Genomic DNA, 14,063 nt, shown 5'->3' with positions numbered 1-14,063 from the left:
TCCATGCCCAAGAGATCGTCCAGCGTGGTGGGCCGCGAGTTCGGCAACGGCGTCCGAGCAGCCATCGAAAGCACCGGACTCACCCAGCGCCAGCTCGCCGAGGTGCTCGGCTGGCAAGAGGCCAAACTGTCCGACATGCTCGCCGGCAAGGGCGGCGTGAACGAGGTCGAGGTCCGCGAGCTTCTCGCCTACTGCCGCACACCGCTGGTGGAACGCGAACGCCTGATCGAGCTCTATCGCGAACAGCGAAGCTTCTACGTGCAGTTCACGGCGGACGGCGTCCCGGACCAGGTCCGCACGCTGATCAACCAGGAGAAGGAGGCCACCGAGATCATCGACTGGTCGATGATCCTCGTGCCGGGCCTGCTCCAGATCCACGAGTACATCGCCGCTGTCACGGCCAAAGCCCAGACGGTCTCAGAGGAGAACCTCCCCAAGACCATCGCGGCGAGGGCAGCGCGAGCGGAGATCCTCGAATACTCGCGGACGTTCACCTTCTACGTGCACGAGCAAGCGTTGCTGCTTCAGGTCGGCGGCGAGGAGGTGTGGCGCGAGCAGCTCGCCCACATGCTGCGGATGTCGGTGCGGAAGTACATCAGCATCCGGATCGTCCCGCGATCAGTCGGCGTGCACGCGGGCATCACGGGTGACTTCCGGTTGATGAAGTTCCCGAAGTACCCGCCGGTCGTCTACATCGACAGCGTCAGGTGCTGCTTGTTCTTTGACGACACGGAGACCGTCGACACCTACGAGAACATCCTGAAGGACCTCGCAGCCGTCGCGTTGGATGAGGAAGAATCGAGGGCGGTGATCAACAGCATCTTGGAGGGTCTCCAATGACCAACTGGCGCAAGAGCAGCTACAGCGGTGACAGCAACAACTGCGTCGAGGTGGGCCACGGCGTCGGCATCCGTGACAGCAAGGCGCCGTCGACCCACCTCTCCGTCTCTTCTGAAGCCTGGTCGGCGTTCCTGAAGGTCGTTCAGTCGCAGTGATGCGTGGCGGCCAGGTCGACCTGGCCGATCGCGTCCGGTGCGAACGACACGACCTCACGACCGCTGAACCTCGGCCAACCCGGATCGCCGTGGGCGGCGAAGGCGGCCCAGTCGTCGATCATGCGCTCGGACAACCTCTGCTGCTCGGGCGTGAACTTCGGGGCGCGTCCGCCGAGGTCGAAGAAGTCCCACAGGTCTGACGCATGCTGGGCACCCAGCGGCATGGTCGGCGGCAGCGGTGACAGCTTCGGCGGGGTGGGGTCGGCGAACTCGTAGGCGTGCACACGGGTCTTGGCCGCCAGCCCTCGATCCGTCGTGAGCTGGGTGCAGGACCACATCTTGTCCGTCACGAGCGCGGCCCACGCGAGTGCCGCCGACCCGTACTTCTCGGGCGAGTACACGGCCCTGACCGCTGCCGCCTGGTCGCCGAACGTCTCCGCGAGCACCGTCTCGAAGGTGTCGGGACGCATCGCGGCGGTTCCGTTGTCCTCGTAGGCGGCGATCCACGGCCGTGCCTCGTCCCGCGTCGTGCCGCTCAGCACCGGCACGCGGTGGAAACGCCCGTCCTGCACGGCATCGCCCGGATAGCTGGGCAGCGCGGCCGTCCCGTACGCGGGTTGGATGAAGTCGCGCAGATGCGGCATCAGCTTCTCGATCTCCTTGCCGCGCAAGCACTCCACGTCCGCGCACTTCAACTCGCGCGCCACGTCGGCCCCGTGCGCCGCGACGACGTCCAACGGCTGGAAGATCGTCGCCTCCTGCTCGCCGCGGTACTCGAAGTTGTCGAGCCACCCGGTCGCGCAGGACCCGCTCTGCATGACCGCCTTGTCGAACAGCCCGGCCGCTCCCGGCGAGGTGAGCTGCGCGCACACGCTCATCGACCCGGCCGACTGCCCGGCGAGCGTCACGTTGCGCGGGTCCCCGCCGAACGCGCCGATGTTGGCCCGCACCCACTTGAGCGCGGCCTGCTGGTCGCGCAGGCCGAACGTCCCGGACCCCGCCAGCCCCGGCATGCCCAGGAACCCGAAGATCCCGAGCCGGTAGTTGATCGTCACGACCACGACGTCGCCGCGTTCCGCGAACCGCCGCGCGTCGTAGTTGGACCCGGCCCCCATGAAGTACCCGCCGCCGTGCAGCCACACGACCACGGGCTTGTGCTTGCCCGCGGGCGCCGTGACGTTGAGGTAGAGGCAGTCCTCGCTGTCGCTGCCCTTGGGCAACTCACCCGGCAGCTGAGCACACGCCGGTCCGGGCTCGACCGCGTCCCGCACCCCGTTCCACCTCGCGGGCGGCCGAGGGTCGCGCCACCTCAGGTCCTTCTCCGGCGGCGCGGCGTACGGGATCCCCTCGAACACCCGCGTGCTGCCACTGGCTTCCCCGCGCACGGCCCCATATCCGGTCCGCACGACCAGGTCGTCCGCCGACGCCACCGCTGAACTCATCACGAGTCCGGCGGCGACGAGCGGCACCATCCAACGCAATCGCATGACATCTCCCCAGTTCGGTGTCAGGGACAGTCCACCGCCGCGGGAGCACCGCTCACGACCCGCAAAGGTCTAACGCCATGTCCACCGTTCGTCGGACGTGCACCCACCGGACGTCTCGTCCGACGCATGGCCGGAACTCATGAAAATGGTCATCGACCACCCCTGATCCGATCACGCAATTCACTCGCCGCAACACGGCAAGACGTCGACCAACGAATCTTCACCCGCTCGGACTGCCTTTCCGCGCGAATGGATGACTTCCTTGAGGAACTTGTCCACGAATTGTCAATGAACGCCTCCCAGTTTTTGGCCAGTTCGGCGCAAACGTGCGACAAGTGAGTGGCCCGGGTTGTCCGGGGTCGTCACCGCCAGATAAACTTTTGGACCCTTACCTTGCACTGCGACGTCGGAGGGGAGCACCGTGAAGCTCAGGCAGATCGGCGGGTCCGGATGCGGGAACGGCCCATGTCCCGCTGTGTACGAGACCGAGAACGGGACGATCGTCGTACAGGGGTTCAACGTGGATGGCGACAAGGCCGGCCTGAACCTGCCTCCAGGAGAGGGCGCGGTCGAAATACCGCGCTACATCCTCGAGCGCGCGTTCAACCAGTAGCCGGACCGAGGAGCCGTCGCCATCATTCTGAACATGGACCAGTTCGGCAGACTCTTCGTCGAGTTCAAGAAGTCCGCGACCCGAATAGAGACCCTTCCGGCCTACTCGGTCGAGGAAGAGCGAGCGCAGTTCGAACACTATCTCGCGGGAAAGCCGCTGCCCGAGAATCGAAACGAGGAATGGGCGGACAACATCAGGGCGTGCGTGGCCGATGGCAGGTACATGGGCAGGGTGCACATCATCGACCACGTGCTGACCCCGTACCTCCAGTTCGAGATCGACTGGTACTACGCGATCAACGGCGCCGCGGGTGAGGACATCCGGTTCATCTACCGGAATGACGTACCGGACGTCACCTACACGGACACCTGGCTGTTCGACGACACCGTGGTCGTCGATCTCAGCTACAACAAAGAGGGAGAGCTGCTCTACATAAACCAGAACGACGCGCCAGAGCGCCTCGCACAGGCGAGAACGGCGTGGCGGGAGTTCCACGCCAGGTCATTCCCGCTTTCCGAGCTTCTCGCCGAGATCCGGAGCAGCAGACTCGTCATACCCCGCGCCACCGGCCGCGCTCGGACAGTAGCCCGCCGAAAGCGAGTACAACCGTGGACAAGGCATCGGTTCGCACCGAATTCCTGATCAACGACCAGTCCGCGGGCTACCCGGCCCGCGTTGTCACGGCCGAGGTCGAGCCGGGCGAGATCGCGTGCCTGGTGCGGGACGGCCACCTGGTGCGCAGAGGGCTGATTCCACCGGCGACGGCGGCGACCCTTCGTGACCGCGTGCACGAGATCGCCGCGTCCGAGGAGGGAAAGCCGGGTGCGGAATGGGTCGCCCACGACAGCATCTACCTGCGCAGGCTGCTGGACAAGCACGCGGATTTCCACCGGTTGCTCCGCCTGGAACCGGTCCTCTCGATCGCGCGCACACTTCTCGGACCTCAGGTGTGGATCGACCTCGAGGCTCGGATGCACTATCCGGGAACGGCGGGCATCGCCGTTCCGTGGCACAACCACCTGCCGGTCATCCCCGATCCGCTGCCTGTCTTCTTCTGCTATCCGCACCAGCTGCACTGCCTGATCTACCTGGATCGGGTGTCGGTGGACGAAGGCGCCCTGACGTTGCTGCCGGGCTCCCACCTGCGGCCGGACCTGCGGATCCCGCAGGGCGATCGGGGTGACCGCGCCGGCCAGGTCGAGCTGTTCTTCGAGCCCGGCGACGCGGTGATCATCCACGGGGGCCTCTGGCACCGGACCGCGGCGTCGACCGCGCGCGCACGGCACCGAACCCTGGTGCTGCTCGGGTACGTCCCGTCGTGGATCAGGAACGAGGCCGGCGAGCACGGCGTGCCCGTCGACGAGCCGCTCACCGCGGCGCTCGCGCGCACGGACGACGCGGAACTCAGAGAGCTTCTCGGCGAGTTCCGCTGGTGAGCACGATGCCGAACCAGCACATCTACTCTCTGCCCCGTGGTGATCAAGATGCCTGACGATTCCGACGGCGAACTCGAAGGTGCCGGCAACCGCTCGCTGGTGACCAGCAACACCGGCGAGATCGTGCAGGTTCGCGATGTCGAGGGTGGAATTCACTTCCACTACGGAAGTGGTGGCCGCGGCCACCGCCCTCTTCAGCCTCCGCGAGGCGTCCGGGGATTCGTGAACCGGATTTCCGAGCTCACCGCTCTCGACGAACTCCTGGTCGACGACGAGAACCTCGTGGTGTACGTGATTTCCGGGACCGCGGGCGTGGGAAAGACCTCGCTCGCGCTGCACTGGGCACATCGGGCACGGGCCGAGTTCCCGGACGGACAGCTCTACATCGATCTCCGGGGTTACGACCCCGGCCTGCCCGTATCGCCCGACCAGGCCCTGGAGCGGTTCCTGATCGCGCTCGGAGTTCCAGCGGCAGCGGTGCCTGATGACGTCGAGGCGAAATCAAGTCTCTACAGGTCCGCGCTCGCCGACCGGCGCATGCTGATAATCCTCGACAACGCGGCGAACAACGCGCAGGTCCGCCCTCTCGTGCCGGGTTCGGGTCAAAGTCTCGCCATCGTCACGAGCCGCAGCCATCTGCAGGGTCTGGCGATCCGGCACGGAGCACGCCGCAGAACGCTCGACACCCTCACCGAGGCCGAAGCCGTTCAGCTGCTGACCACGACGATCCGGGAGTACCGCAGCGGGGACGATCCCGCGGAGATCGCCGAACTGGCCGGCCTGTGCGCGTATCTGCCCTTGGCCCTGCGGATCGCGGCGGAACGAGCCGCAAGTCGTCCTTCGATGCCGTTGAGCAGACTCATCGCGGATCTGCGCGACGAGTCGGAACTGTGGAACACGCTCTCCACCGGTGACATCGACGAAGCAGAGGCGGTGCACACGGTGTTCGCCTGGTCCTATCGAGCTCTGCCGGAAGAGACGGCACTGGTCTTCTGCCTGCTCGGCCTGCATCCGGGCGCCGACTTCAGCGAGAGCGCCGCCGAGGCGCTCGCCGGCGGAAACCCCCGTCAGGTGCGCACCGCGCTGGACCAGCTCACGGGCGCCTGCCTGCTGGAGCCGACGGGTTTCGCGCGATACCGCTTCCACGACCTGTTGCGGGCCTACTCGGTGGACTGCGCGCAGTCCAGGCTGTCGCAGGAGGAACAACTCGAGGCCGTCCAACGGATCTGCGACTGGTACCTGCGCACGAGCTACGACTGCGCGCTCACGCTGGCGCATGACACGACCCTGCTGTTCGAGATGGGTGAGGGAGTTTCTCCCTTCTCCGATCACAGCCAGGCGGCTAGGTGGTACGCCGAGGAGAAGTTCAACCTGGAGGCCGCCGTGCGGGCGGCGGCCGGTACCGGGCAACTCCTCACGGCCTGGCGGCTGGCCGCCGTGCTGGAACGGATCTACGCCACCTACAACCACTTCAACGACTGGCGATCGACCTCGCGGATCGGCCTGGACTGCGCGCGGGAACTGGGCCTGCGCGCGGAGGAGGCCGCGATGCACGACAGCCTCGGCAGGCTGAGCCGCATGACGATGCGCCTCGGTGAGGCCGTCACGCACCACATCGGCGCGGTGGCCACCTACCGCGAACTCGGCGATCTGGCCAACGTGGTCAAGGGGTTGAACGGGCTCGGCTGGGTGCACCTGTTCCAGCATCGGCTGCGCGACGCCCGATCCGCGTTCTCCGAGGCGTTGGACGTGGCACAGGAGCTCGACGACCAGGAGTGGCTCGCGACGGTGCTCTACAGCCTCGGGTACACCTGCGCGCAGCTCCGGGACCTGGACGAGGCCGACGCGCACCTGACGAGATCGCTGGGCATGTTCCGCGACCTCGAAAGCCGTCTGTACGAGTCGATGGCCCTCACGGCGACCAGCTACGTCTCCCGGATCCGTGGTGACGCGGGCGCGTCACTGGCCCTCGCGACCGAAGCGGTCTCCATCAGCCGCGAGATGACCAACCGGCTGTGGGAGGCGACGGCTCTGCTGTACCTCGGCAAAGCGCAGCGGGCGGCCGGGGAGCCCGGCCCGGCCCTGGTCTCCTATCAGGCGGCCGCGGTCATCTGCCGCCAGAACGGCGATCGCAGCCGGGAGGCGATGGCCGTGGAAGGGGCGGGGCTGGCGTACGGCGACCTCGGCCGGGATGACGACGCCGTCGACTTCCACCGGCAGGCCGTAGCCACTCATCGGCAGCTGGGCGACCGCTGGAAACTCGCCAAGAACCTCGTGAACCTGAGCCGTGAACTGTCCGGGGACGAAGCCCGGCACTGCGGACGAGAGGCGTTCGAGATCCTCGCCGAGTTCGACGACGCGAAATCGCTCGCCCTGCGCACCTCGCTCGCGGAGGACCTGGCCTGAACGCGAGACGCCGGCCACGCACGTCGCGTGACCGGCGTTCGCCGAAAGTGGGACGTCGTCAGCCGACCTCGGCCATGACCTCGTCCGACACGTCGAAGTTCGCGAAGACGTTCTGCACGTCGTCGCAGTCCTCCAGCGCGTCGATGAGCTTGAAGATCTTCTTCGCGCCCTCGGCCTCCAGCTGCACCGACACCGACGGCAGGAAGCTCGACTCGGCGGACTCGTAGTCGATGCCCGCCTCCTGCAGCGCCTTGCGGACCGGGATCAGGTCGCCGGCCTCGGACACGACCTCGAAGGCCTCGCCCAGGTCGTTGACCTCCTCGGCACCGGCCTCCAGCACCGCCAGCATGACGTCGTCCTCGGACGTGTCCGCCTTCGGCACGATCACGACACCCTTGCGGCTGAACATGTACGACACCGAGCCGGGGTCGGCCATCGAACCACCGTTGCGCGTCATCGCCGTGCGGACCTCGGTGGCGGCGCGGTTGCGGTTGTCCGTGAGGCACTCGATGAGCACCGCGACACCGTTGGGCCCGTAGCCCTCGTACATGATGGTCTGCCAGTCGGCGCCGCCGGCTTCTTCACCGCCACCGCGCTTGCGGGCGCGTTCGATGTTGTCCAGCGGCACCGAGTTCTTCCGGGCCTTCTGGATGGCGTCGAACAGCGTCGGGTTGCCGTCCGGGTCCCCACCACCGGTGCGGGCCGCCACCTCGATGTTCTTGATCAGCCGCGCGAAGAGCTTGCCGCGCTTGGCGTCGATGGCGGCCTTCTTGTGCTTGGTGGTCGCCCACTTGGAGTGGCCGCTCATTTCTCCTCCGAACCAGTCAAACCACGAACCATGTCCACGAACAGGCGATGGACGCGCTCATCCCCCGTGAGCTCCGGATGAAACGCCGTGGCCAGCACGTTGCCCTGCCTGACCGCGACGATCCTACCGGCGGCATCACCCGCTTCAGCCGTAACGGGCACCGTAGCGAGAACCTCGACCCCGTCGCCAACCGCCTCTACCCACGGCGCACGGATGAACACGGCGTGCACGCTCTCACCGGCGAGATCAAGATCGGTCTCGAACGAGTCGATCTGCCGCCCGAACGCGTTCCGGCGCACCGTGACCGCCAGGCCACCGAGCTGTTCCTGGTCCTCACGGCCGTCCAGCACCGTCTCGGCCAGCAGGATCATGCCCGCGCACGACCCGTAGGCGGGGAAGCCGGCCTTGATCTTGGCCTTGAGCGGTTCGAGCAGCTCGAAGTTGACCAGGAGCTTGCTGATGGTCGTCGACTCGCCGCCGGGGATGACGATCCCGTCCAGCTCGTCCAGTTCCTCGGGCCTGCGAATGGGCCGTGCGGTGACATCGCACTTCGCGAGCGACACGAGGTGTTCCTGGACATCGCCCTGAAGAGCGAGCACGCCGATGACGGGAGGGGCAGCGACAACCATGTTCACCAGCATATTCGAGGTCAGAACGACCGCGAGCCGCCCCCTTCGTGAGGGGACGGCTCGCGGCCTGAACGGGCTACGTCAGTCGATGGTGACGAGATCCCGCTGCTCCACCGGCTGACGCGACTTCACGAAGCGCCAGCCGAGGAACAAGATCAGAGCGACCACGGGGATCGACCAGAACGCGATCTTCTCCGCGGTCCCGGCGAAGGCCATCTGCCCGATCACCAGCGCGAGGAACGCGAGCGTCCCGTACGAGGTGTAGGGCGCGCCGGGCATTCGATAGGACGGCCGCTGGATCTCGCCTGCCAACGCCTTCTTGCGCAGCCGGAGCTGGCAGATGATCAGAGTGGCCCAGGTGGACACGACACCCAGCGAGGCCACCGCGATCGCGATGTCGAACGCCTCCTTGGGCACGATGTAGTTGAGAACGACACCGAACAGGTAGGCGACACCGGTGAACAGGATGCCGCCGTACGGCACGTGCCGGGAGTTCATCTTGCCGGTGATGGCCGGAGCCTCACCCTTCTGCGCCAGCGACCTGAGAATCCGCCCGGTCGAGTAGAGACCGGAGTTGCAGGAGGACAGTGCGGCCGTCAGCACCACGGCGTTCATGATGTCGCCGACCGCCGGGATGCCCAGCGCCGAGAAGACGGTCACGAACGGCGACTCGGTGCCGGTGAAGTGGTCCCACGGCAACAACATCGTCAGCAGCAGCACGGAACCGACGTAGAAGATCGCGATGCGGTAGACGACGCCGTTGATGGCGCGCGGCATGATCTTCTCGGGGTCCTTGGTCTCACCCGCGGCGATGCCGACGAGTTCGATGGCCGAGTAGGCGAACACGACCGCCTGCAACGTCATCAGGGCGATGCCGAAGCCTGCCGGGAACAGGCCGCCGTGGCCCAGGGTGTTCGAGACCGACGCCGTGGTGCCGCCGATGTCCGCGTTGCCGATGACCAGGCCCACGCCGACCACCAGGAACACGACGATCGCGGTCACCTTGATGACGGAGAACCAGAACTCCAGCTCGCCGAACAGCTTGACCGACAACATGTTGATGGCGATCAGCACGACCAGGGCCACCAGCGCGGTGATCCACTGCGGCATGTCGGGGAACCACTTGTGCATGTAGATCGCGACGGCGGTGATCTCGGCGATGCCGGTCATCGCCCAGTTCAGCCAGTACAGCCAGCCCGAGGTGAAGCCGGCCCACGGGCCGATGAACTCACGGGCGTACTCGACGAAGCTGCCGGACACGGGGCGATGGAGGACGAGTTCGCCCAGCGCGCGCATGACGAAGAACGCCGCGAGGCCGCACACCGCGTACGCGAGGATCAGCGACGGCCCCGCTGTGGCGAGGCGTCCGCCCGCACCCAGGAAAAGGCCGACGCCGATAGCTCCACCGATTGCGATCATCTGCACCTGACGCTTGCTCAGCGCCTTGGTGTAGCCGTCCGCATCAGTTTCCACAGAACTCACGAGGAGGTTCCTTCCGAAACGGAAAAATGCTCGCGTCGGAACCTCCCGCGCCCCGACGCGCTGATTCGGGGAACCCTAGCGAGTGGCGGTCATCACCAAGTAATCACCTGGGGAAGACTTAACGTAAGCGACATCACACAGCGCTGCGTTTAGGTCATCCCAAATGTCGTCGACGTGCTCGAGTCCGACGGAAATGCGCAGCAAATTGTCCGGAACGCCAGAAGCCCGCAGTTCTTCTCCGGGTACCAGACGATGGGTCAAAGCCGAGGGGTGCTCGACAAGGGTGTCCACCGAACCCAGCGACACGGCCGGCGTGATGAGCTTCAACCGGCGCACGACCTCGACGGGGTCGCCGTGCACGCCGAACGCGATCATGGCGCCGGTTCCGCGCATCTGCCGTGACGCGGACGGATAGCGCACGAACTCCACGGCGTCGTGCGAGGCCAGTCGCGAAGCCAGCACCGCGGCCGAACGGGACGCCGCCTCGACGCGCAACGGCAGCGTGGCCAGCCCGCGGTGCAGCAGGTAGCCGCCCAGCGGGTGCAGCACCGCGCCCGTGATGATCCTGACCTGCCGCAACGCCGCCGCCAGCGACTCCGAGCAGGCCACGACGCCGCCGAGCACGTCGCCGTGCCCGCCCAGGTACTTGGTGCCGGAGTGCAGCACGTACGAGGCCCCGTGCAGGTACGGGTTCTGCAGGATCGGGGTGGCGAAGGTGTTGTCGACCATCACCGGCACGCCGCCGGACTGGCGCACGACGTGCTCGATGTCGACCAGGTCCAGGTTGGGGTTGGCCGGCGTCTCGACCACGATCAGCCCGGTGTCCGGCCGGATCGCGGAGGACACCAGGCCCGCTTCGACGTACGTGGTCGTGACGCCCAGGAGACCGGACGACAGCAGGTGGTCGGTGCCGCCGTACAACGGCCGCACGGCTACGACGTGCGGTTTTCCCGCCATCACGCAGGCGGCCTGGACGACGGCGGTCACCGCTGCCATGCCGCTGCCGAACGCCACGGACGTCTCGGTGTGCTCGAGAGCCGCGAGCGCCTGTTCGAAACGGGCCACCGTCGGGTTGTGCAGCCGCGCGTAGACGGGCGAGGTGGCCCGCGCGGCGCCGGTGGCCCACTCCCCCAGCGCTTCCCCGCCGAGCGCCTGGTCAGGCACGGGGTAGGTGGTGGACAGGTCGATGGGTGGTGCGTGCACGCCGAGCTCCGCGAGGTCGTCGCGGCCGCCGTGCACTGCGATGGTCTCGATGCGCGTCATGGCCCGAATGGTGGAGACTTCATCGGCAGGGTGGATGCAAGACCGCAGGCGATTCGACAGAACGGAGAACAGCCGTGCTGGATTCGATCGACGAGGCCATCGTGCGGGAGCTGCGGAAGGACGCGCGGCTGCAGAACAAGGACCTGGCCGAACGCGTCAACGTCGCGCAGTCCACGGCGGTGGTCCGGCACCGGGCGCTGCGGGAGCGCGGAGTGATCACCGGATATCACGCCGAGGTGGATCCGGGCGCCGTCGGGCAGCACGTCCAGGCGATGCTCGCGGTGAAGATCCGCCCGCACACCAAGGAGATCGTCGACCCGTTCATGGCTTATGTGCTGAGTCTGCCGGAAACTCTCGCGCTCTCACACGTGACCGGTCCGGAAGATTTCCTGGTGCACGTCGCGGTATCGGACGTCGGCCATCTGCAACGACTCGTGCTCGACAAGTTCACCAGCCGGCGAGAGGTGACAGAGGTTCACACAAACCTGCTCTTCTCGCACGTCAGAAAGCATTAACCGGCGAGTCGCAATGCGGGTGCGAGCTGGTCTCGGCCGTCAATGCCGAGCTTGCGATAAACCTTCGTCAGGTGGATCTCGACGGTCCTCAACTGCACGAACAGCACAGCCGCGATCTCGCGGTTCATCTTGCCCTCCGCGGCCAACGCGGCCACCCGCCGTTCGGACTCGGTGAGGCCAGCGGGACCGGCGGCGAGTTCCTGCCGGATCTCCTCGGCCAGTTCCTCGACACCGCAGTCGTCGGCGAGGTCCACGGCCACGCGCAGCTCGGCGCGGGCCGGCTTGACCCGTCCGGCCAGGTGCAGCGCGCGGCCCAGCGCGAAGTGGCTCCGCGCCCGTTCCAGCAAAGCGCCGGACGAGGCCAGCAGGTCGACCGATTCCTGAAGCAGCGCAATGCCTTCCCCGCCGAGAAGGACGCCCTGTGCTCGCAACGACGCCGCCAACGGCAGCACCGCGCCGATCGAGCGTGCGAGCCGTTCCTCGGCGAGAAGGTGGTCTCCTCCGAGGGGCAACCGCCACGACGTGCTGTCACAACGGCGCACGTGCAACCGTTCGCCACAGTCCAGCAGGTCGCGCACACCGTCCTTGCGCCGCTCGGCCGCGATCCGCACTCGTCCTCGTGCGGCCAGCAGCGCAGGCGCACCGAACAGGTCCGGCACCTCGCCCGGCACGACCTCGAACACGGCCGTCGCCATCTCGAGGTCACCCATCTCCAGCAGTGCCAGGGAAAGCTCGGTCAGCGCCGCGAACACCGGCGTCGACACCCGAGCCGCGCCGCAGCTCTCCAGCACCGCCAACGCCTCGCGGGCGTCGGACTCGGCACCCGCCAGCCGTCCCAGATCCCGCAGGCACGCCGAACGCGCCGTGAGGGCCGACGCGACACACGGCCGGTGCTGCCAGCGGCGTGCCATGGTCAACGCACGGTCCGCACGCGCGTAGGCGGCCGTCAGTTCGCCACGCATCCGCACGAACCCGATGGCCCGCAGGTAGGGCTCGAACTCCGAGGGTGTCGACGGCAGGACGTCGGGATCTCCGATGACGTCCGGTTCGACCTGCGGCTCCTCCCCCAGCAACGCGAGCAGGCCCGGCAGCGCGGGATGTGCGGGATCGGCCTCTCCCAGGTGGTCCACCGCCGCCGGGACGTCCACATAGGACTCGACCTCGCCGAGTTCCGCGAGGAGGTTGTGAGATCCCGGCTCGTCCATCGCCCGCCTGAGGTACCGGACGGCGTCCACGACCCGGTTGCGCGTCCGAGCCCGTTGCGCGGCCGACACGAGCACCTCGGTCGCCCACTCCTCGCCCTGCGGCCGGGTCTCGACCAGGTGCTCGGCCACCGCCTCGGAGGACGCGCCCGTCTCGGTCAGCAACCGGGCGGCGGCGGCGTGCAGGTCCTGGCGTTCGGTGATGGTCAGCTCTTCGCGCAAAGTGTTGCGCACCAACGGGTGCACCAACGAGCCGTCGGCCGACAGCAACCCCATCCGGTGCAGCGCGGCGATCGTCCCGGCCAGTTCGCACGGCTCGATGCCGATCAGCTCGGCGACGCGCGGCAGCGTGACCTCGCCGCCCAGGACGGCCAGCGCGTGCACCGCGTCGGGTGCGTGCGGGGCGAGGCGACGCAGGCGAACGTTGACGGTCGGCAGCAACGCCGGTGCGGTGAGTCCGACGACGTGGTCGGTGTACGCGCGCACGAGGTTGAGCAGCAGCAACGGGTTGCCGCCCGCCTCGGCGCGGCACAACGCGATGAAGTCGTCGTCCTGCGGCCCCAGCTCGTTCTCGACCAACGCGCGCGAATCGGCGAACGACAGCTCGTCCAGCCGGATCTCGCTGGTCGACGCGGCGAGCAGCTCCTCCAGGGTCTGCGGCCCCGCGCACACCTCGCCCGCCCCGATCCCGGCCAGCGCGAAGATCGGCAGGTGCTCGATGCGGTGCGGCAGGGTGCTCAGCCACTGCAGCGACGGCTGGTCGGCCCACTGCGCGTCGTCCACGACGAGGGCGACGGGGCGTTCGGCGGCCATCCTGGCCAGTGCGCGGTGCAGGACGTGCAGTTCGGGCAACGTCACCGGGCCGGGTTCGGCCAGCGAGTCGGACTGCCCGAGCGCGGCCGCGATGCGTGGCTGGTGCTGGACGTCGTCCCCCGGCTGCACGCACACGAACAGGCGGCTGACCAGCCCGAACGGCAGGTCGCGCTCCAGGTAGCTGCCGCGCGCCGCCAGCACCGTGAACCCGTGCCGCGCGGCCAGCTCCCGCGCGGTCGTGAGCAGTGCCGTCTTGCCGGCCCCGAGTCCCCCGGTGGCCACCACGAGGTGCCCGTCACCGCCCGAAGCCGCGGTGAGTGCCTCCGCGAGCTGCGTCGTCTCCCGGTCCCGCCCGACCAGTCCAGGTTTCGCGCCCATGGGCCCATCTGAGGCCTGTCCGCCATTGGCCCTCTA

13 protein-coding genes are annotated in these 14,063 nt (G+C 67.6%); 7 read left to right on the top strand and 6 right to left on the bottom strand.

Features of this window, described 5'->3' with window-relative positions; genetic code table 11:
* Positions 1–3 precede the first annotated feature (3 nt).
* Both ACIQF0_RS27260 and ACIQF0_RS27255 read left to right on the top strand, forming a co-directional pair.
* Positions 4–840 carry a helix-turn-helix domain-containing protein gene (locus ACIQF0_RS27260; RefSeq protein ID WP_401033696.1) on the top strand — a complete coding sequence of 279 codons (837 nt, stop codon included), beginning with the start codon at positions 4–6 and terminating at the stop codon, positions 838–840.
* Entirely contained in the window at positions 837–995 is a 159-nt protein-coding gene (locus tag ACIQF0_RS27255; RefSeq protein ID WP_401033694.1) for a DUF397 domain-containing protein, read from the top strand. The genes ACIQF0_RS27260 and ACIQF0_RS27255 overlap by 4 nt, the downstream gene beginning before the upstream one ends.
* Here ACIQF0_RS27255 and ACIQF0_RS27250 read toward each other — a convergent pair.
* The gene (locus ACIQF0_RS27250) at positions 983–2,482 is read right to left on the bottom strand and encodes a carboxylesterase/lipase family protein (RefSeq protein ID WP_401033692.1); all 1,500 of its coding nucleotides are present in this window, start codon (positions 2,480–2,482) and stop codon (positions 983–985) included. The genes ACIQF0_RS27255 and ACIQF0_RS27250 overlap by 13 nt on opposite strands.
* Before the next feature lie 421 nt (positions 2,483–2,903).
* Between ACIQF0_RS27250 and ACIQF0_RS27245 the strand changes: the two genes are divergently transcribed.
* Genes ACIQF0_RS27245 through ACIQF0_RS27230 form a run of 4 tightly spaced genes read left to right on the top strand, consistent with a single transcriptional unit; the run spans position 2,904 to position 6,937 of the window.
* Positions 2,904–3,095, top strand: a complete 192-nt coding sequence (locus tag ACIQF0_RS27245; protein WP_401033689.1) for a hypothetical protein — start codon at positions 2,904–2,906, stop codon at positions 3,093–3,095.
* Positions 3,096–3,128: 33 nt separating this feature from the next.
* Positions 3,129–3,737, top strand: coding sequence for a DUF6879 family protein (locus tag ACIQF0_RS27240; RefSeq protein WP_401033686.1), 609 nt, complete (start codon positions 3,129–3,131; stop codon positions 3,735–3,737).
* Entirely contained in the window at positions 3,704–4,531 is an 828-nt protein-coding gene (locus ACIQF0_RS27235) for a phytanoyl-CoA dioxygenase family protein (RefSeq protein WP_401033683.1), read from the top strand. The genes ACIQF0_RS27240 and ACIQF0_RS27235 overlap by 34 nt, the downstream gene beginning before the upstream one ends.
* A 48-nt stretch (positions 4,532–4,579) precedes the next feature.
* Positions 4,580–6,937 carry an ATP-binding protein gene (locus tag ACIQF0_RS27230; RefSeq protein WP_401033681.1) on the top strand — a complete coding sequence of 786 codons (2,358 nt, stop codon included), beginning with the start codon at positions 4,580–4,582 and terminating at the stop codon, positions 6,935–6,937.
* Between the two features lie 58 nt (positions 6,938–6,995).
* On the opposite strand, the gene ACIQF0_RS27225 is transcribed toward ACIQF0_RS27230, so the two are convergent.
* The 4 genes from ACIQF0_RS27225 to ACIQF0_RS27210 form a co-directional block, all read right to left on the bottom strand.
* Positions 6,996–7,745 (bottom strand): YebC/PmpR family DNA-binding transcriptional regulator, encoded by a 750-nt coding sequence (locus ACIQF0_RS27225; protein WP_401033678.1) that lies wholly within the window; start codon positions 7,743–7,745, stop codon positions 6,996–6,998.
* A complete protein-coding gene (gene pdxT / locus ACIQF0_RS27220) occupies positions 7,742–8,374 on the bottom strand; it encodes a pyridoxal 5'-phosphate synthase glutaminase subunit PdxT (RefSeq protein ID WP_401033675.1) in 633 nt (210 codons plus the stop codon). Before pdxT ends, ACIQF0_RS27225 begins: the two co-directional genes overlap by 4 nt.
* An 81-nt stretch (positions 8,375–8,455) precedes the next feature.
* Positions 8,456–9,793 carry an amino acid permease gene (locus ACIQF0_RS27215; RefSeq protein WP_360032509.1) on the bottom strand — a complete coding sequence of 446 codons (1,338 nt, stop codon included), beginning with the start codon at positions 9,791–9,793 and terminating at the stop codon, positions 8,456–8,458.
* Positions 9,794–9,931: 138 nt separating this feature from the next.
* Positions 9,932–11,119 carry a trans-sulfuration enzyme family protein gene (locus ACIQF0_RS27210; RefSeq protein WP_401033672.1) on the bottom strand — a complete coding sequence of 396 codons (1,188 nt, stop codon included), beginning with the start codon at positions 11,117–11,119 and terminating at the stop codon, positions 9,932–9,934.
* A gap of 74 nt (positions 11,120–11,193) precedes the next feature.
* Between ACIQF0_RS27210 and ACIQF0_RS27205 the strand changes: the two genes are divergently transcribed.
* The gene (locus ACIQF0_RS27205; protein WP_360031494.1) at positions 11,194–11,634 is read left to right on the top strand and encodes an Lrp/AsnC family transcriptional regulator; all 441 of its coding nucleotides are present in this window, start codon (positions 11,194–11,196) and stop codon (positions 11,632–11,634) included.
* Here ACIQF0_RS27205 and ACIQF0_RS27200 read toward each other — a convergent pair.
* A complete protein-coding gene (locus ACIQF0_RS27200) occupies positions 11,631–14,027 on the bottom strand; it encodes a BREX system ATP-binding domain-containing protein (RefSeq protein ID WP_401033668.1) in 2,397 nt (798 codons plus the stop codon). The two genes, ACIQF0_RS27205 and ACIQF0_RS27200, sit on opposite strands and share 4 nt — an antisense overlap.
* Between the last annotated feature and the right edge of the window lie 36 nt (positions 14,028–14,063).

Origin of the sequence: Lentzea sp. NPDC092896 (assembly GCF_044754905.1) — a bacterium.
GTDB lineage: Bacteria > Actinomycetota > Actinomycetes > Mycobacteriales > Pseudonocardiaceae > Lentzea.
Note: the sequence above shows the minus strand (reverse complement) of the source record. Positions and strands in the feature narration are given on the sequence as shown.

Bases quoted from the DNA above. Each gene is read 5' to 3' on its own strand.
- ACIQF0_RS27260 (WP_401033696.1), top strand. From the start codon at position 4: ATGCCCAAGAGATCGTCCAGCGTGGTGGGCCGCGAGTTCGGCAACGGC.
- ACIQF0_RS27230 (WP_401033681.1), top strand. From the start codon at position 4,580: ATGCCTGACGATTCCGACGGCGAACTCGAAGGTGCCGGCAACCGCTCG.
- ACIQF0_RS27225 (WP_401033678.1), bottom strand. From the start codon at position 7,745: ATGAGCGGCCACTCCAAGTGGGCGACCACCAAGCACAAGAAGGCCGCC.
- pdxT (WP_401033675.1), bottom strand. From the start codon at position 8,374: ATGGTTGTCGCTGCCCCTCCCGTCATCGGCGTGCTCGCTCTTCAGGGC.
- ACIQF0_RS27215 (WP_360032509.1), bottom strand. From the start codon at position 9,793: ATGATCGCAATCGGTGGAGCTATCGGCGTCGGCCTTTTCCTGGGTGCG.
- ACIQF0_RS27240 (WP_401033686.1), top strand. From the start codon at position 3,129: ATGGACCAGTTCGGCAGACTCTTCGTCGAGTTCAAGAAGTCCGCGACC.
- ACIQF0_RS27250 (WP_401033692.1), bottom strand. From the start codon at position 2,482: ATGCGATTGCGTTGGATGGTGCCGCTCGTCGCCGCCGGACTCGTGATG.
- ACIQF0_RS27255 (WP_401033694.1), top strand. From the start codon at position 837: ATGACCAACTGGCGCAAGAGCAGCTACAGCGGTGACAGCAACAACTGC.
- ACIQF0_RS27210 (WP_401033672.1), bottom strand. From the start codon at position 11,119: ATGACGCGCATCGAGACCATCGCAGTGCACGGCGGCCGCGACGACCTC.
- ACIQF0_RS27200 (WP_401033668.1), bottom strand. From the start codon at position 14,027: ATGGGCGCGAAACCTGGACTGGTCGGGCGGGACCGGGAGACGACGCAG.